General features: G+C 48.7%; 22 protein-coding genes and 3 pseudogenes. 16 read left to right on the forward strand and 9 right to left on the reverse strand.

All coding sequences use genetic code 11. The features are described 5' to 3' along the window. Nucleotides 1–8: 8 nt before the first annotated feature. A pseudogene (locus tag ACH32G_RS08955) lies at nt 9–168 on the reverse strand (endonuclease); the annotation flags it as partial. Nucleotides 169–836: 668 nt separating this feature from the next. Between ACH32G_RS08955 and ACH32G_RS08960 the strand changes: the two are divergent. Beyond that, nucleotides 837–1,277 carry a hypothetical protein gene (locus tag ACH32G_RS08960; protein ID WP_448814227.1) on the forward strand — a complete coding sequence of 147 codons (441 nt, stop codon included), beginning with the start codon at nt 837–839 and terminating at the stop codon, nt 1,275–1,277. 147 nt (nt 1,278–1,424) lie between these two features. Further along, nucleotides 1,425–1,820: pseudogene (locus tag ACH32G_RS08965) on the forward strand (ATP-binding cassette domain-containing protein); the annotation flags it as partial. Nucleotides 1,821–1,913: 93 nt separating this feature from the next. Here the strand turns inward: ACH32G_RS08965 and ACH32G_RS08970 are convergent. Both ACH32G_RS08970 and ACH32G_RS08975 read right to left on the reverse strand, forming a co-directional pair. Continuing rightward, a pseudogene (locus ACH32G_RS08970) lies at nt 1,914–2,054 on the reverse strand (two-component sensor histidine kinase); the annotation flags it as partial. Between the two features lie 41 nt (nt 2,055–2,095). Then, nucleotides 2,096–2,962: an endonuclease I family protein gene (locus ACH32G_RS08975; protein ID WP_064778658.1), complete on the reverse strand. Its 867-nt coding sequence runs from the start codon at nt 2,960–2,962 to the stop codon at nt 2,096–2,098. Between the two features lie 414 nt (nt 2,963–3,376). Here ACH32G_RS08975 and allC point away from each other — a divergent pair, with 414 nt between their 5' ends. The 8 genes from allC (at nt 3,377) to ACH32G_RS09015 (ending at nt 12,126) form a co-directional block, all read left to right on the forward strand. Continuing rightward, entirely contained in the window at nt 3,377–4,615 is a 1,239-nt protein-coding gene (gene allC / locus ACH32G_RS08980; RefSeq protein ID WP_448814228.1) for an allantoate deiminase, read from the forward strand. 16 nt (nt 4,616–4,631) lie between these two features. Further along, nucleotides 4,632–5,882 (forward strand): (S)-ureidoglycine--glyoxylate transaminase, encoded by a 1,251-nt coding sequence (gene pucG, locus ACH32G_RS08985; RefSeq protein WP_174228612.1) that lies wholly within the window; start codon nt 4,632–4,634, stop codon nt 5,880–5,882. 229 nt (nt 5,883–6,111) lie between these two features. Then, a complete protein-coding gene (locus ACH32G_RS08990) occupies nt 6,112–7,104 on the forward strand; it encodes an XdhC family protein (RefSeq protein ID WP_016938044.1) in 993 nt (330 codons plus the stop codon). After that, entirely contained in the window at nt 7,101–7,718 is a 618-nt protein-coding gene (pucB, locus tag ACH32G_RS08995; protein WP_016938045.1) for a xanthine dehydrogenase accessory protein PucB, read from the forward strand. Before ACH32G_RS08990 ends, pucB begins: the two co-directional genes overlap by 4 nt. After that, a complete protein-coding gene (gene pucC / locus ACH32G_RS09000) occupies nt 7,715–8,548 on the forward strand; it encodes a xanthine dehydrogenase subunit C (RefSeq protein ID WP_016938046.1) in 834 nt (277 codons plus the stop codon). Before pucB ends, pucC begins: the two co-directional genes overlap by 4 nt. Further along, nucleotides 8,549–10,786, forward strand: a complete 2,238-nt coding sequence (pucD, locus tag ACH32G_RS09005; RefSeq protein WP_448814229.1) for a xanthine dehydrogenase subunit D — start codon at nt 8,549–8,551, stop codon at nt 10,784–10,786. Continuing rightward, a complete protein-coding gene (gene pucE, locus ACH32G_RS09010) occupies nt 10,777–11,298 on the forward strand; it encodes a xanthine dehydrogenase subunit E (protein ID WP_016938048.1) in 522 nt (173 codons plus the stop codon). The genes pucD and pucE overlap by 10 nt, the downstream gene beginning before the upstream one ends. 135 nt (nt 11,299–11,433) lie before the next feature. Then, the gene (locus tag ACH32G_RS09015) at nt 11,434–12,126 is read left to right on the forward strand and encodes an aspartate/glutamate racemase family protein (protein ID WP_045926034.1); all 693 of its coding nucleotides are present in this window, start codon (nt 11,434–11,436) and stop codon (nt 12,124–12,126) included. 75 nt (nt 12,127–12,201) lie between these two features. Here the strand turns inward: ACH32G_RS09015 and uraH are convergent, their stop codons facing one another. The 5 genes from uraH to pucR all read right to left on the reverse strand — a co-directional run bounded on the left by uraH (nt 12,202) and on the right by pucR (nt 18,433). Further along, on the reverse strand, nt 12,202–12,549 hold the full coding sequence (gene uraH, locus ACH32G_RS09020; RefSeq protein WP_016938050.1) for a hydroxyisourate hydrolase: 348 nt from the start codon (nt 12,547–12,549) through the stop codon (nt 12,202–12,204). Beyond that, entirely contained in the window at nt 12,549–14,033 is a 1,485-nt protein-coding gene (gene pucL / locus ACH32G_RS09025; RefSeq protein ID WP_188154490.1) for a factor-independent urate hydroxylase, read from the reverse strand. The genes uraH and pucL overlap by 1 nt, the downstream gene beginning before the upstream one ends. 12 nt (nt 14,034–14,045) lie before the next feature. After that, a complete protein-coding gene (locus ACH32G_RS09030; RefSeq protein ID WP_448814230.1) occupies nt 14,046–15,338 on the reverse strand; it encodes a nucleobase:cation symporter-2 family protein in 1,293 nt (430 codons plus the stop codon). A gap of 5 nt (nt 15,339–15,343) precedes the next feature. Continuing rightward, a complete protein-coding gene (locus tag ACH32G_RS09035) occupies nt 15,344–16,693 on the reverse strand; it encodes a nucleobase:cation symporter-2 family protein (protein ID WP_448814231.1) in 1,350 nt (449 codons plus the stop codon). 144 nt (nt 16,694–16,837) lie between these two features. Next, nucleotides 16,838–18,433 carry a purine catabolism transcriptional regulator PucR gene (gene pucR / locus ACH32G_RS09040; RefSeq protein ID WP_448814232.1) on the reverse strand — a complete coding sequence of 532 codons (1,596 nt, stop codon included), beginning with the start codon at nt 18,431–18,433 and terminating at the stop codon, nt 16,838–16,840. Nucleotides 18,434–18,607: 174 nt separating this feature from the next. On the opposite strand from pucR, the gene ACH32G_RS09045 reads away from it, so the two are divergent. From ACH32G_RS09045 to yunB, 6 genes are all read left to right on the forward strand, one after another. Further along, the gene (locus ACH32G_RS09045) at nt 18,608–19,951 is read left to right on the forward strand and encodes an allantoinase (protein ID WP_045926039.1); all 1,344 of its coding nucleotides are present in this window, start codon (nt 18,608–18,610) and stop codon (nt 19,949–19,951) included. Between the two features lie 99 nt (nt 19,952–20,050). Beyond that, nucleotides 20,051–20,404: a YunG family protein gene (locus tag ACH32G_RS09050; RefSeq protein ID WP_049627299.1), complete on the forward strand. Its 354-nt coding sequence runs from the start codon at nt 20,051–20,053 to the stop codon at nt 20,402–20,404. 26 nt (nt 20,405–20,430) lie between these two features. Next, nucleotides 20,431–21,282: a DUF72 domain-containing protein gene (locus tag ACH32G_RS09055; protein WP_448814233.1), complete on the forward strand. Its 852-nt coding sequence runs from the start codon at nt 20,431–20,433 to the stop codon at nt 21,280–21,282. Nucleotides 21,283–21,301: 19 nt separating this feature from the next. Continuing rightward, entirely contained in the window at nt 21,302–22,123 is an 822-nt protein-coding gene (locus ACH32G_RS09060) for a sulfite exporter TauE/SafE family protein (protein ID WP_045926041.1), read from the forward strand. 17 nt (nt 22,124–22,140) lie between these two features. After that, nucleotides 22,141–23,535, forward strand: a complete 1,395-nt coding sequence (locus ACH32G_RS09065) for a bifunctional metallophosphatase/5'-nucleotidase (protein ID WP_448814234.1) — start codon at nt 22,141–22,143, stop codon at nt 23,533–23,535. A gap of 138 nt (nt 23,536–23,673) precedes the next feature. After that, complete coding sequence (yunB, locus tag ACH32G_RS09070) at nt 23,674–24,432, forward strand: sporulation protein YunB (RefSeq protein ID WP_076982791.1); 759 nt, start codon at nt 23,674–23,676, stop codon at nt 24,430–24,432. A 37-nt stretch (nt 24,433–24,469) separates the two neighbouring features. Here yunB and lytH read toward each other — a convergent pair whose 3' ends face one another. Next, complete coding sequence (gene lytH / locus ACH32G_RS09075; RefSeq protein ID WP_045926044.1) at nt 24,470–25,447, reverse strand: L-Ala--D-Glu endopeptidase; 978 nt, start codon at nt 25,445–25,447, stop codon at nt 24,470–24,472. Nucleotides 25,448–25,533 lie beyond the last annotated feature (86 nt).

The following is a 25,533-nucleotide window of genomic DNA, read 5'->3' on the forward strand; positions in this document are numbered from 1 at the left end:
TGATGACGCTATTTCCAGATTTCGCCCGCCCATTCCGGGTGTTCAATAAACGGGTTGCGGTTATGCTGATAGTCATCGTAAATGATCTCGTTCCGCCGTTTTTTCCTCACTGTCGACTGGATCCTGTTGATTCCATTTGAGCAAAATGGACTGTTTTCCCATGTGAGGCGGATGCTAGTGTCCCTATCAGAAGTTGCCTTGTCTTGTTTTCTGTTCCGTGCAGAGTAATTTAGCGAATGTTTATGTCAATAACGTCTCGATATAATCAGGTCAACTGGCAACTGGATTTAATAAGTCTGCACTATCACTGAATCCTGCGGCTAGGAAGCCGGTTATTTGCTCGTATGCCGACCAATTTTAATTGCGATCTTGATTCAAACAGTCGGATAAACTTTCCGGAGCTGCGGTCGAAATATAGTAGACTGCTGAAGGAAATGCTGCTCTCAATGTAGCATACGGCACAAAGTGGCATCCTTTAAACATATCAGACAATTTTTCAGTTGCAATAATTGAATGTTTAGTGAATTTCCAGTATAAACTTTTTGTTGCAAATCCTCACAACCATTATCGTTGTTTTGAGTTAATTATAAACTCTGTCATGAAATAGACTCTTGTTACTTGTGCTTATATAGAAAATTACCGAAAATGGCATTAAAAATATCAAAGTTTAATAACCGGAAAATTGACTTATAAAATTAGGGATTTTTTAGAAATTTAATAATGATATATATATATGCAACCAAAAAGAATTTAGTCTTTAAAAATCGGAAAATATAGGTTATAATGTATAATAGACTTGTTATTTACAAGTATGATTATTAATGGAGGGATTTAATGTGAGGAGTAAAACTAAGAATATTGTAGCAGTATTGTTAGCAGGTATTATGACTTTTGGCCTGATTATAGGATTCAGTCAATCAGCGCAAGCAGTAAGCAAAACAACGAGCTTTACTTACAATACTGGAGTTGTTTCTGCAAAATCATATATACATACATCGGATAACTACAAAAATGTAAACGCCACAATTGAATTAGGAAGATCAGGTACATGGGAGACAGCAGCCTATTGTAAATTGTACCTTCAGCGGTATACAAGCGGTTCATGGAAGACTATTGATACTGCTTCCGGTAACGCTTCATACGGCAAAAAACTGAATGTTACTTTTACAAATATCGCTAAAAAATCTGCTTCAACTCGTGTAAAAGTGAAACTTTATAATAACTGGAAACACTCGGAACTACTTCAAACTGTAAATTCAAGTAAATGGACACGCTAATATTTGTTTTCGACTGATTAGTAATAATAATTCTTCTAAATTAATTAATGTTTAGAGGCTGAAAATTTTCTGAATGTACTTAGGATGCAGGGGATCCCTGCATCCTTTTCTTTGAGTATAAAACCCTAACTTACAGAAAAAGCAGAGGAAGTGCTTAAAGCAGTCGGATTGTGGAATTGCCGCCACGCTTGGCCGTATAAGCTGTCTAGCGGACAGCAGCAAAGGGTTGCCCTTGCCCGTGCTTTCATCAGAAAGCCATCCCTTCTGCTGCTGGATGAACTGCTCAGCGCATTGGATGCCCTCACCCGTCTCGACATGCAGCAATTGATAGAAAAGCTATGGAAACAAAATGGATTTACAGCTGTGCTCGTCACACACGATGTGCAGGAAGCGGTCCGCCTTTCTGACCGCGTCATCATGATCGAAGACGGAGAAATCAGTTTCGACATCCCGATCCGCGCCAAACGCCCCCGCTCCTTGTCCGACAGCACACTCATCCAGATTGAACATGAGATCATGCATCGAATTCTTCAGCGGACATGACAAAGGGATGATGCAGCCTGACATTCAAGAGAAAGCTGACGGAATCACTTGTCAGCTTTTTTCTGCCTTTACAATATATGAATGCGCAAACTCTTCTAAGCAAAATAAGTGCAGTCTGACAGCAGTTAAAGGTGTATTCATATCATGCTTTACTTTATTCAGGAGTTCCTTTTGCTGTTTGAGTTCCAGTTCGCGGTATGTTGTTCTTTCAATTAACATTACCGACTTGATCAGTTACCCAATCTGAGGTGCTCCTTTTCAGGAGCACCTTTTTCTTACGGCCAGATGTCGCCGGCCCATTCAGGGTGGTCGATAAATGGATTGCGGTTGTGCTGGTATTTCTCATAAATGATTTCATTTCTTTTTCGCTCACGGTCGTCAACCGGGTCCTGTTTATTCCAGTCGAGCAGGACAGATTGTTTGCCGATATAAGGAGCCGAGCCGTTGCCTGTCTTATTATTAAGCTCAAGGTCAGGATAGCCGTCATCACCTTCGTAACGGACAGCCATGTAAAACAGCATGCGGGCAATATCGCCTTTAACATCATCACGGGGTTCCCATGAATCGCCATCATAATAATTTCCGGGTGCTTTCTTATATTCAGTGCCGCCATTGTCAAAATCCATATTTCCTCTGGCGCTGTTAACTTGGACATCAGCCGGTCGCAAATGGTGAATATCAGTTCCGGGTCCTTTGCCCGTACCAAAATTGCCATGGGATTTCGCCCAGACGTGCTCGCGGTTCCAATCGCCGACATTGCCGCCGTTCAAGTTTTTGGACCGTGATTCATTCGTATAGAGCAGGATGACGTTATTCGGATTTGCCGGATCTTCATCGGTTTCTTTCAGTGCGTTCCACACTTCGCTGTAGGACAGCATCGTGTGTCCGCTGATGATGCGGTGCAGGGCGCTTTTTAGCGATTTCCCTGTTTTTCCGTCAGCCCCTTCATAATAGGTGTCAATGTCAGTATAAGGTGCTGCGGGTGCGGCTAATGAGAGAAGGCTCATTTTTCCTGAAGGGGAAGACGCCAATCGGTCATTCAGGCTTAATGCGGTTTGCGCGCTTGCTGAAGCTGCCGGCGCAAACCATCCGGAAATCAGTAATACACAGACGAACGGCAGAAACCATGCTTTTTTTGTCATCGCTTGCCCTCCTTTTATCAACTCATATCTATTATCTAAAATTGATATAAAGGATAGAAGTGTCATTTTGTATATTTTTCATTAAAATTGTAAATTGGTTCCTTTGGGGGATATCCTGAGGACCGGTTTTTGCTTCAGTTGGGAGGCAAGCTGCCGGCATTTCTGTTTTCATCCGTCCCGCGATCTCCGCAGCGCTTCTCCTGTAAGCTTGCTTGTTCATATGAAAGGTTTTTTGTCCTCCTTTTTTCCTCTCGCTGGTTCCTTCATTCATTGCGGCTGATTACTGTGTTTTCTTTGGGCTTTACATGAGATACTGTGACCAAAAAATAAACGTTTTTTTGGTTAATCTGTCAATGAACTGTCGTGTTCCTCCTTCTATAATGAAGTCACCATAACGGCCAGAGGGGGGAGTACATGGAGAAGCAGAAGCTTTCAGTCAAAAACAGCATCACAGATTATATTGAATGGCTCGCCCAATACGGCGCATCAGCAGACGGCGGTGTAACGAGGCTTTTGTACACAAAAGAGTGGATGGACGCACAGCTTGCAGTGAAGACGGAAATGTCTTCATTCGGGCTTGAAACAAGATTCGATGACGTCGGCAATGTTTTCGGCAGGCTTACGGGCACCCAGTCTCCGGATGAAGTGATTGTAACCGGTTCGCACATTGATACTGTCATCAATGGGGGAAAGTATGACGGCGCCTATGGCGTTCTGGCGGCAATGCTTGCGTTAAAGCAGCTCAAGGAAACATACGGAGCGCCGAAAAAAACGCTCGAGGCGGTCTCCTTATGTGAGGAGGAAGGCAGCCGTTTTCCAATGACCTATTGGGGGTCGGGGAATATGACGGGTGTTTTTTCAGAACAAGATGCAAAAGAGCCAAGAGACGAGTCGGGAGTCTCCCTCCAAACAGCGATGCATGAGAGCGGTTTTGGCAAAGGTGTGTTTCAGTCAGCCTATAGGACAGATATCAGCGCATTTGTTGAGCTGCATATTGAACAGGGGCAGACATTGGAAATGTCAGGCCGGGATCTCGGCATCGTGACAAGTATTGCGGGGCAGAGACGATATCTCGTCACGCTCGAAGGAGAATGCAATCACGCAGGAACCACCTCCATGAAATGGCGCAAGGACCCGCTCGCAGCCGGCAGCCGCATCATTCATGAACTGCTGCTGCGCGCGGAAGAGCAGCCGGATGAGCTCCGGCTGACATGCGGAAAAATAACGGCCGAACCCAATGTAGCCAATGTCATCCCGGGGCGCGTGCAGTTTTCAATCGATATACGCCATCAAAATCAGCGCGTGCTGAAGCAATTTCATGAAGACATGGCTGTTTTGATCAACCGAATTTGCCATCAAAAAGGAATTCACACCGTGATTGATGAATATATGCGGATAGAACCTGTGCCGATGGATAAAAGGCTGAAGGATGCGGCTTTTGAAACGGCGGCAGAAAACGGCATCAGCTGTGAGGAAATGGTGAGCGGAGCAGGGCATGACGCGCAAATGATCGGACGGCGCCATCCGGCTTGTATGCTGTTTGTGCCTAGCCGAAGCGGCATCAGCCACTCACCGAAGGAATATACCTCAGCCAGACAGCTTGAGATCGGCGTCCGCGCACTGACTGATTTATTATACAAACTGGCTTACTGATAAAGGAGGAATGGCTGTGTCAGGCAGAAAAGAATTATGCACGCCGTTAAGAACGATTATGACGCCGGGCCCTGTTGAGGTGGATCCGCGTGTATTAAGAGTGATGAGCACCCCTGTTGTCGGACAATTTGATCCGGCGTTTACGGATATCATGAATGAAACGATGGAAATGCTTCGGGAGCTGTTTCAAACAAAAAACCGCTGGGCATACCCGATTGACGGCACGTCACGGGCGGGAATCGAAGCGGTGCTGGCGAGTATCATTGAACCTGAAGATGATGTGCTCATCCCCATTTACGGGCGCTTTGGTTATTTGCTGACTGAAATCGCCGAGCGGTACGGGGCAAATGTTCATACGCTTGAGTGCGAATGGGGAACGGTTTTTGACCCGGAGGACATCATACGGGAAATGACAAAAGTGAAGCCGAAAATCGTGGCTATGGTGCACGGCGAAACATCGACAGGGAGGATCCACCCGCTGAAAGCAATCGGCGAAGCCTGCCGCGCACACAATGCATTGTTTGTTGTCGACGCAGTCGCGACGATCGGCGGCTGCGAGGTAAAGGTGGATGAATGGAAGATTGACGCGGCCATCGGCGGCACGCAAAAATGCTTGTCTGTTCCGTCGGGAATGGCGCCGATTACATATAATGAGCGGGTGGCGGATGTGATTGCGGCTCGTAAAAAGGTGGAGCGCGGGATCGCGACACAAGCGGACAGGGCAGCGCTTTCGGGAAACCGGCCGATCACAAGCAATTATTTTGATTTGAGCCAGCTTGAGGATTATTGGAGCGAAAGACGGCTCAATCATCATACAGAAGCGACAACGATGCTCTATGCCTTGCGTGAGGGTGTCAGGCTGGTGCTTGAAGAAGGTCTTGAAGCCCGCTTTGAGCGCCATCGCCGCCATGAGAACGCATTAGCGGCAGGGATTCAGGCCATGGGGCTGAATCCGTTTGGAGATGACAGCTGCAAAATGCCTGTTGTCACCTGTGTAGAAATTCCGGACGGCATTGACGGCGAGTCTGTCCGCCGCATGCTGCTGGCGCAATTCGGCATCGAAATTGCCAGCTCATTCGGTCCGCTGGCGGGAAAGATCTGGAGAATCGGCACGATGGGCTACAGCTGCAGAAAAGAAAATGTGCTGTTCGTGCTTGCCGGGCTGGAGGCTGTGCTGCTCAGGCATGGTGCAGCGATCGAAGCGGGAAAGGCACTCCAAGCGGCGCTTGACGTGTATGAAAACGCCGGCCGTCAGGCGGCGGTATAAAGAAAAGCTTGCGGAATCTCCGCAAGCTTTTTTAGTCATATGATGTGCTATTTCTCCAATCCGTTTTTCTCCGTTTGACTCTTTTTACAAATCTTCTTTCTCCGTGTTGTATTTTCTGACGAAGCATGAGTCATTTTTTCTTCCATCATCTATTCTTTATACAAGTTACCTATAAAATCACGCTGAACTTGTTGATTCTCACAGCAATGTAAGAGAGGGGGATACAGCATTGGCAAATTTGCACATGATGGTAGATGCGCTCCTGGAAGATCAGGAAGAGGCTGTGCTTGCGACCATTGTTCAAGTAGAAGGTTCCGCATATCGAAAAGCAGGCGCCTCTATGCTCTTTAAGAAAAATGGGGAAAGGGTCGGCCTGCTGAGCGGCGGATGTGTGGAAGAAGATTTATTCCACAGAATCAGTGAGCTGGGTGATCAGCTGACGTCAGCGCTGATTTCTTATGATATGCGGGCGGAGGACGATCTTTCCTGGGGCATGGGAGCAGGGTGCAACGGCATGATTCATATTCATGCGGAAGCAATCACTCAGGAAAAAAGACGGCACTATGAAAGAGTGCGAGACTGCCTTCATGCTGGCAAAGCAGTAACAGCCGTTACGCAGATTGACTCCTCCCGTTCTTTATTTCTGACGGAAAACGGGCATTTCGGGAATTGGCCGGGCGCGCCTCTGGAAGACATACAACGTACCGTTTCTGCGCTTCATTTACCTCATTTTGATCCATCTGCCAACCTGTTTATGCAGCGGATTGAACCGAAGCCGCGCCTCATTCTGTTCGGAGCGGGACCGGATATTGTGCCGCTTGCCAATTTGGCGGCTGATACAGGATTTTCTGTGATCGTGACAGATTGGCGTCCCGCTTATTGCACATCCTCTCTATTCCCAAAAGCGGATCGGCTGATCACCGCTTTTCCGGAACAAATGCTCAGTGAATTTCAGTTTTTACCGCAGGATGCAGCCGTTGTGGCAACCCACCATTTTCAGCACGATCAAGCGATCATCGACTTTTTATTTTCTCAACACCTTCATTATATCGGTTTGTTGGGTTCGGCGAATCGCACGAAGCGGCTGCTGAACGGTAAACAGCCGCCGGCTCACTTTTACAGTCCGGTCGGGCTGTCAATCGGTGCGGAAGGCCCCGAGGAAATTGCCGTCAGCGTTGTTGCCGAAATCATTCAAACAAGAAAACGGCTGGCGGTTGTATGAGAAGCCCCTATCTGATCGGCGTGTTTCTCGCTGCCGGCAAAAGCGAAAGGATGGGCCGAAACAAGCTGGCTTTGCCGCTAAAAGGAGAAACCATCGGATCGCTTTCCTTGAAAACGGCTCTTCTGTCCGGCCTTGATCACGTGCTGATCGTCGAGCGGACAAAACATGCTTCCCTTGAATGGATGGGAGCACCCTATCACGCTCCGCCTTTTCGAAAACGCTGGAATCTGCATGTTTGTCGAGACGCAGAAAAAGGTCAAGGGCATTCAGTCAGCAGCGGGGTGAGAAAAGCGGAAAGCATGGGAGCGGACGGCGTTGTCATTTTGTTAGCCGACCAGCCGCAGCTTTCCGTTGATCATCTCAATGCCCTTGTGGCAATGGCACCTGAGTCGTTTGCCGTGTCTTCATCTTTAGGCGCTCCTGCCCCGCCAATCTATTTCTCAGCAGCGTGTTTTCCTTATATAAAGAAGCTAAAGGGAGATGAAGGGGCCCGCAGACTTCTGAAAAACGGGCAGCTTGGAAGAGGAGCCGTTTTGGAGGCAAAGGAAGACGCGGAGCTGAACGATATTGATACACCGGAGGAATATGAGATGGTGAGGAGGGTGATGGTATGAACGGGCAAGTGCCAAAAGCGAGGATGAACATTCAATTATGGAAACCGGCAGCGCTCGATGAAGCCTATTCGCTTCTAGAGCAGTTTGCCCCGGATGTGTGTGCCGCATCGGGCAGCACACTGCTTCAGCTTCAGTGGGATAAGGGAATTCTTCCGAAACAGCACCTTGTCAGTCTGGAAGGAATTGAAGAGATGAGGGGGATCAGCGTCAGTGACACCCACGTGTCGATCGGAGCGCTCACGACACTGAATGAATGCAGAAAGCATCCTTTCATCAAAAGTGCGCTTGGCTGTTTCAGCGACGCTGCTTCCGCCGTCGCCGCACCGGGTGTCCGCAGCCGGGCCACAATTGGCGGAAACATCGCGAGTAAAATCGGCGATTTGCTTCCGCTCTTGCTCGTGCTTGATGCGGAGCTTGTCGTGTATCAAAACGAGCTGATCAGACTGCCGCTTGGCGATTGGCTCGCAAATGAAAACGATGGAGCTGCTATCGTCACGCGTGTCATCATCCCGCGTGCGGAGGGAGAGCGTGTGTTTTACCGCAAGCTTGGGAGGCGCCAGGCTTTTACAGGAGCGGCTGCTGTTGTGGCCGGACGTTTTTTGAAAGACGGCGGCATTCGTCTCGCTGCCGGCCATGCCGATATTACACCTGAAAGATTACTGGAAAGTGAAGCGAAGCGGATGGCGTCAGGGTGTGATCCGCACGAGCTGTACGAAACGCTTATCCATGAGCTGCCATTTTCCGCAGATGCTTTTATGTCAGCGGCATACAGAAAAAAAGCGGCTGCTAACGTCATTATGTCAGAGCTGATGGCTGAGGGAGGGGAATAAATGATGATCAACAAACCGTCAAGAGTCAGGCCGGATGGAAGAGAAAAGGTCACAGGGGAACTGAAATATATGACCGATCTCAGCTTTCGCGGAATGCTGCATGGCAAGGTGTTAAGAAGCGCTTATCCTCATGCGGAGATTGTGTCGATTTGCACCATGAAAGCTGAAGAAATGGAAGGTGTGCGGGCTGTCGTCACTCATAAAGATGTTCCCGGATTAAACCGATTTGGCATAGTCATCCCTGATCAGCCGGTTTTATGCGAGGACAGAGTACGGTATGTCGGGGATGCGATTGCCGCCGTGGCTGCGGAAACGGAGGAAATCGCGGAGGCTGCGCTGGAGCTGATTCACGTTGAATATAAAGAACTGGAGGTCATTGATTCACCGGAAAAAGCGCTTCTGCCGGACGCGCATAAACTGCACGAGGACGGCAACATTCTGCACCGTGCATGTTTTGCACACGGTGATGCGGAAGAAGGGTTTCGGGTGTGTGACACAGTTCTTGAAGAAACCTATGAGCTGCCCCGGCAGATGCATACGTATATGGAAACGGAAGGAGGCACAGCCGTTCCGGAGGATGATGGGAGCTTTACGATGTATTCAGGAACACAGCACGGCTATAAAGACCGTTTCCAGCTTGCTCGTATTTTTGACATTCCTGAAGAGAAGATCAGGGTGGTGTCGAGTCCGATGGGCGGCTCGTTCGGAGGAAAGGATGAGCTGAATATCCAGCCGTATGCCGCGCTTTTGGCCCTGAAAAGCGGACGCCCTGTCAAAATTCATCAGACGAGAAAGGAATCTGTACGTTCTGGCATTAAGCGCCATCCGATGAAGGTGACAATAAAAACGGGAGCTGATCAAACAGGAAAGCTTTTGGCTCATGACGTGAAAATTGTAGCGGACACAGGTGCTTACGCCACACTTGGGCCCGCTGTTCTTGATTTTTCTGTCGAGCATGCCGCGGGGCCGTACCGTATTCCGAATATCCGGACGGAAGGGATATCTGTGTTTACGAATAACGGGGTGGCGGGAGAATTCCGGGGCTTTGGCGGCAATCAAATCACATTTGCCCTTGAAACCCATCTCGACCGTCTCAGTGATAGGCTTGGTATCGACCCGTTGGAGCTGAGAAGAAAAAATATCAGAAAACCGTATGACTTAGGGCCGCTGGAGCATCGGATTGCACCGACTGACGGAGCGGCAAAGGTGTTAAATGCCATTTCTGAATCTCCCATTCTCACAAGAAAAAGCCGGTACTCCGGGTATATACGGAGCGGCACGGGAGCGGCAATAACAATGCACGGCGGCGGGCTGGGGTATGGCCGAATGGATGCGGCGGGAGGCCGTTTGTCCCTTTCAAGTGACGGCAAAATCACAGCTTCGTTCGGATTTGAAGAATGCGGACAGGGCATTCTGGCCGCGATTGAACATATCGTCACAGAGGAGCTTGGCTGTGCCGCAGAGGATATTTCCATTGTGATCGGGGATACCGCAAAGGTGCCGAAGTCAGGCTCCTCCACGGCATCCCGCGGCACAAGCATGGTATGGCACGCAATTCAGCGTTTGAAGAAGCCGTTTCTTTCCCGCTTGAAAAAACGGGCGGCAGAATGGAGCGGCTGTTCAGCGGAAAACCTTATTCCCGGCGCTAAAGGCTTGCGTGACAAACACACAGAGGCACTCATGGTGACGTATAAGGAGCTGGCTGAAAAAGGCCCTTTGGCAGAGGAAACGGCATTTGACTTTCCGACAACGCCTGATCCTGTGGATGGCGGACATTTTCTCTACTCATTCGGAGCAGCCGCCGTTGAAGTGGAGGTGGATCTGTTAACAGGTGATGTCAAAGTGATAGATTGTGAGCATGCTATTGCGGCAGGGCCGATTGTCAGTCCGCAGGGTTATCGGGGCCAAATTGAAGGCGGCGCCGCCATGGCTCTCGGCTATACGCTGATGGAGGAGGCCAAAATGACGGACGGCCGTTATGCCGCGGAAAATCTCGATCACTATTTAATCCCTGTCGTCAAAGATGTTCCTAACATGAAGGTGATCGCAATAGAAGAACTGATGAAGGGAGACGCATATGGCCCGAGGGGAGTTGGCGAAATCGGAACGATCGCTATCACTCCCGCTATTGTAAAGGCTGTCCATGATGCGGTCGGCTGCTGGATAAACAAGCTGCCGATTTCAAGAGAAGAGCTGCTTGAAGCGATAGACAGAAAGGGGCTGAAGCAATGGACGTAAAAGAAGCTGGATCACTTCCTGTAAAAAAGGGACAGTACCAAATGACCGTAAATGGGCAGGAGCGGGAGATTTCAGCCATTCCCACGGCACGTCTGAGTGATTTGCTTAGAAAGGAATTTCAGCTGACCGGGACAAAGGTGTCCTGCGGAATCGGCCGCTGCGGAGCATGCTCCATTTTAATTGACGGGAAGCTTGCCAATGCGTGCATGACGATGGCCTATCAAGCAGACGGCCATTCCATCACAACCATCGAGGGGCTTCAAAAAGAAGAGCTGGACATGTGCCAAACCGCTTTCCTGGAAGAAGGCGGCTTCCAATGCGGCTACTGTACGCCGGGAATGATCATTGCGCTTAAAGCATTGTTCGAAGAAAACCCGCATCCCACAGATGAAGACATAGAAGAAGGGCTGGCAGGGAATTTGTGCCGGTGTACCGGGTATGGCGGAATTATGCGGTCGGCTTGGAGGATTAGAAGAGAGCTCAACAGAGGGAAAAGGGAGTTCGGCTGTTAAGAGCGGACTTTTAGTATCTAAAAAACTTCGGGATATTTTCCCCGCAGGCCATTTCTGAAAATCAATAATTGTATAAGACTAATCGATACTTTAGAATAATTGATTATATTCTGAGAAAAATTCAGGAGTGGTGATATGAAAACGATCGGCCTTATTGGCGGAATGAGCTGGGAATCTTCGGCTGAATATTATCGAATGATCAATGAAGAGATAAAAAAGAAACTAGGAGGGCTGCATTCTGCAAAATGCGTTTTATACAGTGTTGATTTTAAAGAGATTGAACACTATCAGTCTGAAGGGGCTTGGGATAAGGCGGGTGCAGCTTTGGGGGAGGCTGCGAGATCATTAGAAAAAGCCGGTGCAGATTTTATCGTCATATGTACAAATACCATGCATAAAGTGATTGGCTATATCCAGAAAATGATCACCATCCCTATTTTACATATTGCAGATGCAACTGCCGATCAAATCACAAGACAAGGTATTCGTTCAGTAGGTTTACTTGGAACGAAGTATACGATGGAACAAGATTTTTATAAATCACGTATTGAGTCTCACAATATCAATGTCATTGTGCCTGCTGATGAGGAAAGAGAAGTAATCAATCATATTATTTATCAGGAGCTGTGTTTAGGCGAAATCAAACAGTCGTCTAAAACCATGTATAAGAAGATTATCAATCATTTGGTGGATCGAGGTGCAGAAGGGATTATTCTCGGATGTACTGAAATTGGATTATTAGTAAAAGCCGAGGATTCTGAAGTGCCATTATTTGATACGGCTTTCATTCATGCACAAACAGCAGTGAATACATCTCTTTCCTTGTAGCTGTGAATGCCGCCAAGTAAAAAGAGTGTAAGACATACTTGGAGAAGCCCGCCTCACCGGCGGGCTTCCTTTTAATTAACTTCCCCTATACACCTGATAACCAAACGGCGACAGCAAAAGCGGGATATGATAATGCGCATCAGAATCTGCAATGTGAAACCTGACGGTGACGATGGTTAAAAACGGCTGAGCGGCTGTGTTCACGTTTCTACTCGCGAAATAGTCCCCTGCATGAAACTCCATCACATACTCTCCGGACACCAGCTCTTCACCTGCGAGAAGCGGCGCATCGACTCTGCCGTCATCGTTAGTGTATGCCTCTTTCCTAAAGCCTCCGCCGCCCAGCCGCTTCAATTCGATTTTTACGTTCGCCGCGGGTTTGCCGCAGGTTAAATCTAAGATATGGGTCGTCAGCTTTCCCATCAAGCCTTCAGGCTCCCTAAGGCTTCATCGGCTTTCTGTTTTTCTTTCTCGGCGTCTTCTCTTGTCACGGTAAAACGCTGGAAGCCGAATGGCGGGCGCGGTTCGGTGTAGACTTTTCCTTTGGACCCCGGAATTTCTTCCACGACTGTGTCCCATGTGTGATTTTGAGATTGGAAGCTGACTTCAGTGAGTTGCGGGAATCTCGTTAAAATTCTGCAGCCGATATGATAGATTAAATTTTGGATTGAAGGGGTTTCAAGCTCGTGAAATACGGCGCTTGCCAAGTCGCGGACTTGTTCAGCGGCGACGTAGCGGGCGGGATCAGAAGCGTATGCGTCATTTGTGTTTTCATAATGCCAGCCAATGTTTAGATGGACAAACAGCGGGCGGTTGCCGTCTTCGGGGAGAGTCGTATATTCGTCGCGAATAAAGCCGACGAAGGAGTTGCCGCTCACCTTGACGAGCTGGAGATCTATGATTTCGCTGTATTGCTCCTTAATCGTTATGGTATCCTCGATTCGTTCCGCTTTCAGCACAGAACGAGCCCGTTCATTGCGCGATCTTCTGAAAACGAGCCGGCTTGTGCGGAGCTCTTGCGCCTCATATGCGGGCATTGCTTCAAATGGAATCTCTTCGCCTGTCAGAGTAATCGTGTCCATATGAGAATACGTATTTAAAAATCGGTGAGCCACATCGTGTAAGAATCCCTCAATTGTAGTCCCTTCATAGGAAGCGAAATGGCGCTGAATAAAGTTTTTCATTGAGTCTGTAGCCACAACGAGGGTGTTATCCCCGTCTATAAATGACGGCAGGAAGGCTTCTCCGCCAATTTCGCATGTCACATCAACGCCGACAACGGTATTGCTTCTCCCGGCAAAAGATGATTCTGGGATTTGCTTTACTCCTGTGAGCGGTTTTAAAAACGTTCGGTATGCAAATACATTTCCTTTGCCGTAAGACATGGTTCTTTTCATTTGCGTCTCTCCTTTTTCAGTGATGATGTCAGCCAGCCGAAAGCGGGCGATGCGGTAAATTTCGATAAGGGCTTGCTGGAACTCGGTTTCCTGTTCGTTCTCGAGCCTTTTCACTAGGGCCCGGTGAATGTCCTGTTTCGTTTTCCCCTTTACCGCTAAAATAAAAGGAAAGCCGAAGCGTTCATAATAGTGTTCATTCAGCTTGAGAAACTCCTCGTATTCCTCTTGTTCAAGTTTGCTGAGCCCTGCGTTTCGCTGCTCGCTTACTGAGGCATCACTCATTATGTTCTTTGTTCCGAGCCTGGGATGCTTGTTGATTAAATCAAGCTGCGTCTGGCGGTCCGCGGCTTTTACAATGCCGGCCATTTTGCGGTGAAGGTCAGAAAGGGAAGAAAACGGGCGTAATTCCGCAGCTTCCTCCGCAATCCATGAAGAGTGTTCGAAAATAGATCCCAGCGTGTCTGTCAGTGTGTGTCTTTCCATTTGATTCAGGTCATCGATAGTGAACATTGGCATCTTCCTTTACGTTTTTATTTCAGCGTGATCCGGCTGTTTGGTATGAAAAAAAGCGTGCAATGCAATGGCCGTCAAACTGCCGATCACAATTCCGCTTCCTGCCAAGACTGAAGCCGCTCCCGGAAGAGATGAAAACAACGCGGGAACTGTCGTTGCGCCGAGCCCTAAGCTGACGGAAGCGGCAATAATCAGCAGGTTGCCTTGGGAGTCGAGATCAACGCTGGAAAGCATTTTGATCCCGTAAGAAATGACCATGCCGAACATGACGATCATCGCGCCGCCGAGAACGGGGGTTGGAATCACTGTTGTCAGTGCCGCTGCTTTTGGAACCAGGCCGATTGCCATCAGCATCATTCCCGTGACGGCGATGACGTTGACACTTTTCATTTTTGACAGCTGGACAATACCGACATTTTGCGAGAAAGCTGTGTAGGGAAACGCGTTAAATAAGCCGCCAAGCACGATGGCAAGGCCTTCCGCCCGGTAGCCCTTTTCCAGATCCTTCTCGGACAGCCTGCGGTTTGTGATATCGGCAAGCGCAAAGTAAACACCTGTCGATTCGACCAGACTGACAATCGCAACGAGAACCATCGTCACAACAGCCGGCAGCTCAAAGGTCGGCATGCCGAAATAAAACAGAGACGGAATATGAAGCCAGGACGCCTCCATGACATTAGAAAAATCGGCCTTTCCCATGAAGAATGCGGCCGCTGTACCTGCGATAAGGCCGAGCAAAACCGAAATGGAGCGGATAAAGCCTGTAAAGAAATAAAACAGCAATAAGATAAAAGCCGTGACGCCAAACCCGAGGAGCACATTGTCCAGTGAGCCGAAGTCTTTGCTTCCTTCACCTCCGGCCAGATTATTCATTGCCGTCGGAATCAGGCTGATGCCGATGATCATGACGATTGAGCCGGTCACGACAGGCGGAAAAAAGCGGACAAGCTTTCCGAAGAAGCCCGCGGCTGCGACGATAATCAGCCCTGCGGCGATAATGGCGCCGTATATGGCTGAGACACCGTATGTGCTGCCGATGGAAATCATCGGGCCGACCGCGGTAAACGTACATCCGAGCACAACGGGGAGGCCGATGCCGAAAAGCCGGTTTTTCCACAGCTGCAAAAGAGTCGCCGCCCCGCACATGAACAAATCGATCGCGATTAAATATGTCAGCTGCCCCGCATTCAGCCCGATCGCCGCTCCGACAATGAGCGGAACGAGAATGGCTCCCGCATACATGGCAAGCATATGCTGAAGTCCGAGTATCGCCAGCTGAAAGGCATTTTGATGTTTCTTCATCTTTTTCACACCTCTTTTTCTAATGCGAGTGTATGATCTAATGCCGGAAGTTCAGTTTTCTGTGTTGTTTTTTCTTTTTTGCCGCGCAGGCTGAAAAATAAATTCAAAAAGATGGCGGTCAGGCTGCCGGTGATGGTGCCGTCACTGACCAGAATTCTGATTGGAGCGGGGAATTCAGCAAAAATCCCGGGGACCGTGCTGGCGCCGATGCCGAGTGCGATTGAGCATGCGATGGTCAAGAGGTGGTATTGGTTTTTGAGATCCGCTGTGCTGAGCATTTTAACGCCTGAGGCAATCACCATGCCGAACATGACAACGGTTGCGCCGCCAAGTACAGCAGCAGGAACGGCAGAAGCAAGGGCGGCAATCTTCGGTATCAGCCCGAGACAGACAAGGATACAGCCTGCTGTAACAACGATATTTCTTGTTTTCACTTTCGTCAGCTGCAATAAGCCGGCGTTTTGCGCAAAGGTGTTATAAGGAAAGGCGTTGAACAATCCGCCGATGAGAATGGCGATTCCCTCCGCCCGGTAGCCTTTGACAAGATCTTTCTCGGTTAAAGATCTGCCGCATATCTTGCCGATTGCGTAGAAAACGCCGGTTGATTCGACGATAATGACCATTCCGACGAGCAGCATCGTTAAGATTGGTCCGATTTCAAATGAAGGGGCTCCGAAATAAAACGGTTTCGGGATTTGGAAGAACGGGGCTTCAGCAGCAGCAGAAAAGCTGACTTTGCCCATGAGTGCTGCTGCCGTTGTTCCGGCGGCGATTCCGATCAGAACAGACAGCGTTCGGGCAAACCCTTTGAGAAAGCGGTTGAGGACTAAGATCAGAACAAGAACGCCGACAGAGAGAAGAAGGTTTTCGAGCGAACCGTATTCGGGGTTGGCGCTGCCGTTTATTTTTTCGCCGCCGGCCATATTTTTCACACCTGCCGGAACAAGTGAAAGGCCGATTAAGGTCACAACGGTTCCTGTTACGACAGGAGGGAATAACACGGTCAGCTTGCCGAAAAAACGCGCAAACAAAAAGATGAACACACCGGCTGTAATGATGGAACCGTAAACCGCGTGAATGCCGTAATTGGCGCCGATTGCGATCATCGGAGTGACGGCCACAAATGAACTGCCCAGCATGACGGGAAGCCCGATGCCGATGTGTGCGCCGCGCAAGGTCTGCAAAAGCGTCGCGATGCCGCACGTTAACAGGTCAATCGCTAACAGGTAAGACAGCTGTTCAGAGGTTACATTCAGCGCCCTGCCGACAAGCAGGGGCACTAAAATCGCACCTGCATACATGGCCAGCACATGCTGAAGGCCAAGAGAAAACACCGCAAACGATCTTTGTTTCAACATAGTCCCTCCTTGTATGTGAACTTTAGTAACATGATAGCGTGCTGATTTTTGGGTGTCATTGGGTACAGTAGCTGAAAAAGACAGGCATTATTGCTGGAAGTGACGAAAAACGATTTAGTTTGTAAGATTATGTGACGGATGCTAGCTGATCAGCCGCTGCATCCGTAAGGCCAGACGCAAACGCATCGTCGTTTCAGGATCTTTTAAGCTTTTGCCCAGCAGATCCTCACATTTTTCAAGGCGGTAGATGACCGTATTGCGATGAACGTACAGACGCTTTGCCGTCTCGGAGATTTGGCAGTGTGTTTCTAAATAGACGGACAGCGTATGAAGCAGGCTTTGATCCTCCTGCTGTTTTTCAGCGAGGCTTTGAAGCGTGGAACTGTAAAACTTCTTCAAATCCTCAACCGGAAGCAGGCGGAGAAGCTCGGGCACATCTTTCGCGTGATACACCTGGATAAACTCCGTGCTTCTTGACAAATGCCCAGAGTGCAGAGCATCAGAAGCCTCTGTGAAAGCGTCGGGGACGTCAATGAGCTTTTGGCATATATTGCTGATGCCAAAGGACACCGTCCGCTTAAATTGAGCTCTGACCTGTGTTTGGAACTGCTCTAAAAAGCTGATCACCGAGGCGTGCATTTCATTCCAGCTGTCTGTCGCTTCTATCAGAATAATGCCGACATTTCCTTTTATAAAAAGGTGGGGCGGAAACGGGAAGGCTGATAATTCACCTTCAAGAAAGTCGAAGACACCGTCGGAGGCGAGCTGATTTTCTGTGAAGCTGATCGAATCGTTATTCCGGTCGAGTTTGCCGGCGATGCACATGTATTTTTGATCCCAGCACAGCTTGAATTCCTTCGCCCGGTTTTTGATTTCATCATCTGAAGAAAATGTGCGCTCAATAAAATTGCTGAAAAACTCATTGCGCGCACGTTTGCTGAATTGCTTCAGCGCATTTTCCTTCAGCAGTTCAAAGGATATTACGTTGGCCGCTTGCTCAATGGTGAGAATCAATCCTTTGTCGCCGGCCTGCACCATGTCCGGTATCAGCAGGAAGCCGCAGTTTTTTTCGTGATTATAAATAGGAAGGACGGAATATGTTTTCTGATCGGAGATTGCGGAAAAACAAGTGAAAAACGGCCCGGATACGGTGTTCAGGACTCTTTTTAGCTTTTCGGTCTCAATTGAGATCTGATGGGACGCAGACAGCATTTTGGCATGCTGGTCCAGAAGCAGCACGGGTATCTGAAGCAGGTCTGAGACCTTTTTGAGGAGAGATTGCAGCCCTTTGCCGCTCATAATGTGGTTTGTGAATTTTTTGTGCGCGTAAATGGCTTGCTGAAGCTCGCTGGAACGCATATCGAGAATACGGCTGAGTGTTGCATTCACAATATCGCCGAGACGGATGTGTTCCGGAAGCTCAATGATCGGAAACGCGTATGAATCGGCCAGTTCGATGATTTCTTGCGGGATATCCTCCAAGTAGCGCTTAGTTTTAATGCCGAGACCCGCGCAGCCGCGTTTTGCCATTTGCCGAATCAATTCAGATAACTGGTCCGGGTGATCCTTCAGGTGATACGCGGTGGTGACGAGCAATTCATTCTTGTGCAGGAAGTCTGCAATATCCGGTGCGTCCATCATATTGACATGCTGAACCTCTCTTTCCCCTCCTGCTTTTCCAGCGATTAAATGAGCGTTTTCAAAAGCCGGTATTCTCATCACATCAAAAATATTCATAGCGTATTCTCCTTTTCTATAAAAAGATTGGTTAAGATGAATAATTTTCAATAGGAATTCTAGCGGTTTTGCTGATGTAATACGATTATAGTAGCAGTAAACTGTTGAAAATAGAATGGATTGTGTTACATAAACTGACATGAAAAATCGTCAACCTGACATGGGGGGATCGGTATGGCTTACGATATGGTGATAAAAGGTGCGAAGGCAGTTACGCCAGATGGTGTGAAGGAAGTTGATATCGCAGTTCAAAACGGTATCATTGCCGAGGTGGGTTCTGTCATTGAAACAAGCGGGGCAGAAATCATCCAAGCAGACGGAAAGTACGTGTTTCCCGGTGCGATAGACTGCCATGTTCATTTCAATGAACCGGGCAGAGAGGACTGGGAGGGGATTGAAACAGGCTCTCAAATGATGGCGGCAGGCGGCTGCACTACCTATTTTGATATGCCGCTCAATTGCATCCCGTCAACCGTAACGGCAGAGCATCTACACGCAAAAGCTGAACTCGGCAGACAAAAATCAGCCGTGGATTTTGCGCTATGGGGCGGCCTGGTGCCCGGCCATATCGAGGACATCCGTCCGATGGCTGAAGCGGGAGCGATCGGATTTAAAGCATTTTTATCAAGATCAGGCACAGATGAGTTCCGCTCTGTTGATGAACGGACATTGCTCAAAGGCATGGCGGAAATCGCGGCAACAGGGAAAATCCTCGCTCTTCACGCGGAAAGCGACGCGCTCACAAGTTATTTGCAGATGGTTTTGGCCAATGAAGGAAAGGTGGATGCGGATGCGTACGCCGCCTCCCGCCCGGAGGAAGCTGAAGCTGAAGCGGTATATCGCACCATTCAGTATGCGAGGGTGACAGGGTGCCCGGTGCATTTTGTTCATATCAGCACGGCGAAAGCGGTTCGGCTGATCAGAGAGGCGAAACAGGAAGGGCTCGATGTTTCAGTCGAAACATGCCCGCATTATGTCTTGTTCAGCCATGACGATTTACGGGAAAAGGGCTCTGTCGCAAAATGCGCGCCTCCGCTCCGGCCGCGGGAGTCGCAGGAAGCGCTGATCGAGGCGCTCATTGCGGGGCACATTGACATGGTTTCCTCTGACCATTCCCCTTGCCGTCCATCCTTGAAGCGGGAGGATAATCTGTTTTTATCATGGGGCGGAATCAGCGGCGGGCAGTTTACTTTATTAGGGATGCTGGAACTCGCGCTTGAGCATCAGATTCCGTTTGAAACCATCGCTGAATGGACAGCGGCAGCACCTGCGCGGCGATTCGGCCTTCAGAAAAAAGGGCGGCTGGAAGCAGGGTGTGATGCGGATTTTGTGCTCGTCAGCATGGAGCCGTACACTGTCACAAGAGAATCGATGTTTGCAAAGCATAAGCTAAGCCTTTACGAAGGACATACCTTTCCCTCCCGCATTTCGGCTACATACAGCAAAGGCCGGTGCGTGTACAGTGACGGGAAGAAAGCAAAAGAAGGCATTGACGGAACGCTGGTCGTTCCTTCGTAAGCCCGGCGGATTTTACCGCCGGGTTTTTTTGATTTCCGCCCTGCTTGTTTTTAAAATTTCATCAACGTGGTATCTTTTTATAAAAAGGAGTAAAACACATTGTATGATCAAATCTTGAACATATTAACGGCATCCTGGTCGCGGCAGTCCAGTACAAAATGGACGGAAGAATGCCCGGCCAAAGGCCAGTGCGGCGTGACGGCTTTAGTCATCCAAGATGTTTACGGCGGTGACATTCTCAAAACAAAAACCGGCACAAGCTGGCATTTTTATAACCGAATAGAAGGGGAGATATACGATTTTACGAGGGGACAGTTTTCGGAGCCTGTCGTCTATCAGCATATCCCTTCTACCAGAAGTGAAGCATTTTCGGACACCAATGAACATCAATACCGGTATCTGAAAACTGCATTCAGACAAAACATGGAGACGGAAAGAGAAAAACACCTGTGATAAACTAGATTGAGAGGTGAAGGAATGTGATTTATATCGGACTGACGGGTTGGGGGGATCATGACAGCATCTATCCGCCTAAAACGGTGGGCCCGCAAAAACTGCAGGCGTATTCCTCTCATTTTCCCATCGTTGAGCTGGACGCGAGCTTTTACGCGATACAGCCCGCCCGCAATAACGAGAGGTGGGTCAAAGAGACGCCGGAAACTTTTCAATTTATCATCAAAGCATATCAAGGGATGACGGGCCATCAGCGCGGCGATATTCCTTTTGAAACGAAGGAAGAGATGTTTGAAGCGTTTAAGCTGTCATTGACGCCGTATATAGAGCATGGAAAGCTTGCTATGGTGCTGTTCCAATTCCCGCCGTGGTTTGACTGCAAGAAAGAAAACGTCGCATATTTAAGATGGTGCAGGCAGCAGATGGGTGATATCCCGTGTGCGCTTGAATTCCGCAACAGGTCATGGTTTTCCCCAACGTTTTACGAGCAGACGCTTTCCTTTATGAAGTCGGAAGGCTGGATTCACACCATATGTGACGAGCCGCAAATCGGCGAGGGCAGCATTCCGACCGTCCTGAAAGCAACGGATGAAGAAAAAACGCTTGTCCGTTTTCACGGACGGAACAAGCAGGGCTGGGTCAAACCTGACGGCGGGCAAAACTGGCGTGAGGTCAGATATTTATACCGCTATAATAAACAGGAACTCAAAGATTGGAAAAACAATCTTCAGGAGCTGAAAAAGCAGTCGCGCAATCTGTACGTGCTCTTCAATAATAACTCAGGCGGAGACGCCGCCGACAACGGCCTTGAGATGCTTGAAATGCTAGATATACAATATACCGGGCTTGCTCCGAAGCAGCTTGACCTATTCAGCTAGAAAAGAGGTTTCAAGACACATGTCTTATCTTATTTTAATTATATTAGGATTTATCGCGGGAACGGTCGGCAGCCTGATCGGGCTTGGGGGAGGAATTATTATTGTGCCCGCAATGCTCTATTTAAGCACGATGACTCCGTTTTTCCATGACGTAACACCGCAGACTGCCATCGGCACGTCCCTTTTGGTGATTATATTTACGGGTCTGTCATCAACTCTGGCCTATATGAAATATAAAACCGTTGATTACAAAAGCGGGCTGATCTTTTTTATCGGTTCCGGCCCGGGAAGCATCATCGGCGCGTATTTGTCTAAACTCTTTAATGCGCATACGTTTTCCGTCTGGTTCGGATTTTTTATGATCTTGATTTCCATTACATTAATGCTGAAGGCGAAAGCAAAACCGGTCAATAAAGCGCATAAAGGCATGATCCGGACATTTGAGGATGAATCGGGTGAGCTTTATACATATTCGTACCGTATGTTTACCGGTATCGCGATTGCCTTTTTCGTCGGCTTATTGGGCGGTCTTTTCGGCATTGGCGGCGGCTCTCTTATGGTTCCGGCCATGATGCTGTTATTTTTGTTCCCGCCGAAAGTGGCTGTGGCGACGTCAATGCTCATTATTTTCTTATCCTCCGTGACAGGTTCCGTGTCACATATCGCAGAAGGCCATGTCAATTGGCTGTATGCGCTGTGTCTTATTCCGGGCGCATGGTTCGGCGGTAAAATGGGCGCGTGGGTCAACAAGCGGGTGCAGACGAAAACGATCGTGCTTTTCATGCGGATCGTCTTGATTTTGATCGGCTGTGAATTGATTTATCAAGGGATATTCAGCTAAAAGGTAGGAGAGATGGTATGTTAGAGAAGCTCCGTTTATATCATACGAATGATTTGCACAGCCATTTCGAAAATTGGCCGAAAATCGTACATTATATTGAGCAGAAGAAACATGAGCATGAAAAAGACGGGGAGGAAACACTCGTTTTCGACATCGGCGACCATATGGACCGATTTCAAATGATAACGGAAGCGACCTTCGGCAAAGCGAATGTCGACTTGTTAAACCGTCTTGAGATTGATGCGGCCGCCGTCGGGAATAATGAAGGAATTACGCTGCCTCATGATGAACTGGCGGATTTATATAATCATGCCGCGTTTCCCGTCATAGTGTCCAACCTGTTTGATGCGGCCGGACAGCGGCCGGAATGGGCCGAGCCATACGTGATCAAAACGCTGAAAAACGGGATGACCGCAGGCATACTCGGCGTCACGGTGCCGTATTATCCCGTCTATCAAAAGCTTGGCTGGACGGTGACGGATGCGGAAAAAAGCATTCAAGAATCACTTGACGATATCAAGGGCAAAGCGGATATCATCATTCTGCTTTCGCATTTAGGCTTGATCGATGACCGGGCCGCAGCGGAAAAATTCCCCGATATTGATGTCATTCTTGAATCGCATACGCACCACCTTCTTGAGGACGGCCAGGACATAAACGGCGTACTGCTTGCCTGTGCGGAGAAATACGGGAACTACGTCGGCTGTGTCGAGCTGACGATCGAAAGTGAATCAAGAACCATCGTCAGCAAACAGGCATCTGTGCAGAAAATGGCTGATTGGCACGGTGAATCTGAAGATACGGCGGCTTATCTGAAAGAGAAAGAACGGGAAGCGGAAAACCTGCTCTCCGTACAAGTCGCCGATCTGAATGAAGAAGCCGGCGTGAAGTGGTTTGAAGAATCGCCCCTTCCGCTTCTTCTAGCTGAAGCGCTGAAAAGCTGGTGCGGCTGTGAAGTCAGCATGGTGAATTCAGGTGTTATTTTGGGGCCTTTAAGAAAGGGGCCTGTCACAAAGCTTGATCTGCACCGCATCTGCCCCCATCCGATCAATCCGGTCGCCGTGCGTCTTTCAGGCAGGGAACTTCAAGAAACAATCAGCCAGGCTGCCTCTGAAAAAATGGAGCAGATGCGGATTAAAGGCCTCGGCTTCCGCGGAGAAGTCATGGGCAGGATGGTATATGCCGGAGCAGAGGTGCAGACTGACATCCTTGAAGACGGGGTGACGCACCTCATCAATGTGAAAGTGAACGGAGAAGAGCTTGATCCGGACCGGATATACTCGGTTGCCGTTCTCGACATGTTCACACTCGGAAAGCTGTTCCCTGAGATCCGTGATTCGAAAGAAAAACAATACTTTATGCCGGAGTTTTTAAGAGATCTGCTCGCATGGAAGCTCGCGCGGCAGCCGTAATGTCAGAGGTGTTCGTTCGCCGGTCCATTTCTGCCGCGGGCACTTGAATGAAGGAAAGCGTGACTTTTTAAGAGTAAAAATAAATTACTATGTCCCCTCTTACAAGCATACATTGTGATATGTAAGGGGGGATTTTTCTTGCCTAGATACCGGAGCACTCTTCGCAAGAGAGGGCCTTTGCCTTTTCGGTATGTGCTTCTTCTGTCGTTTGCTTTTTTTATCATATCGACGGTCATCAGCCTTTGGATGATCAACTCCTCAATTAAACCGGTGCTGATGAACATCGGAGAAATGGAAACAAAACGGGTGGCGACAGAGGTCATTACAGAATCCATTGAAGAATACATGTCTCACAGCGACAATGTGAAAGATATGGTCGATATGAAAACGGATGAAAACGGAAAAGTCACAACGATGGATTTTAATACACAAGTGGTCAACAGCATGAAGGCGAAAGTGACAAAGCAGCTTCAGGCTCATCTGAAGGAAGCGGAGTCGAACAATAAGCAGCATGAAACAGAAAAAGGCGCCAAAACGGCCGATGCAATTATGATTAACATCCCTTTAGGGCAGGTCACGGGTAACAGCATTCTTGGGAATCTCGGGCCGAAAATCCCCGTGCGCTTTAACTTGATCGGCGATGCGTTAACTGACGTGAAAACAAAAATAAAGCCGTACGGCATCAACAATGCCCTGATTGATATCAGTATTTTCGTGGAGATTAAAGTGAAGGTGATTATCCCGTTTGCCAGCAAAACATCAGTCGTGACAAATAATATTCCGGTCTCCATTAAAGCCATTCAAGGAGAAGTGCCGCAGTTTTATAACGGAAGCGGCGGATCAGGTGTGACGCCTTCCGTTCAGCTGCCGAATGAAAAAAAGGAGAAAGACAAATAAAGACACACAGCCGCATTCTCTTCTGGCGGCTGTGTGTTTACTTTTTCCTGCGGATTTCTTTCCGTTCCCATGCCCTTAAATGAGGATACGGGTCAAAAGACCATTCCGATCTGCCGTTATCTTTATACATCCCGTAGTGAAGATGCGGCGGAAATTTTCCTGCGGTGCCGGGCGGGCCGTAGCCGGAGCTTCCGACAGAACCGATCACCTCACCGGGTTTGACGATCTGGCCTTTATGAATGCCTTTTGCAAAGCCGTTCAGGTGAGCGAAGTAGTGATACGTGTTATTGATATCCCTGATGCCGATTCTCCAGCCGCCGAAGCGGTTCCAGCCTTTCATTTCGACAATCCCGTAGCAGGTCGATCTGACGGGGAGCCCGTAACGAGCGAACAGATCCGTTCCTTCGTGAATCCGGCGCCCGCCGAATCCCCGCGCGGCTCCCCAAGTGCTGCGGTAGCTGTAATCCGTCTTTACGGGAAGCGGAAAGGCGTGCTCTCCGAGGTCAAGGCGGCCGAATGTCTTGAACAGTGTCATGAATTCGGTGATAATGCCGACCGTCTGATCACGGCGGTAATAATTCCAGAGGCCGATGCGGATATGGTCAAGATCCGTTCCGAATCCCGCTAAGTACTGTGCAAATGTATAAAGGATATCCTCATCATTGCTTACCTCGGCTTTTCCGTCACCGTCGCCGTCCAGGCCGATGCCGTCAAATACTTTAATACTGAGGGGCGCATCGTCCTTAGGATTTGGATTTTCAGGCCCGCTCCACAAATGATCCGGAATATAAATGCTGATGATTCCCGCTTTTTCAGGCAGATCCTTTCGGTTCGAGCGGACATTTTCTTCATATTGATCAACCGCTGCAAGCACATACCAAGGAATCTGTGTGACCGCCTCGGCTTTGCGGTACAATTGCATCCGTCCGTCGTAGACAGAAGCCGATTGTTCTTTTCCGCTTGCAGCCGGACAGAAAACGGATAAAAGGAGAAGAGCAGATAACAGAACTTTCACAACATGATCTCCTTTCAGGATTGAATACAAATAGTTTGCGGCAACAATCCGAGAAAATGTAAGTAATTCTCTTCCCTTGTCGAGAA

The organism is Bacillus sp. CIS52 (assembly GCF_053545315.1).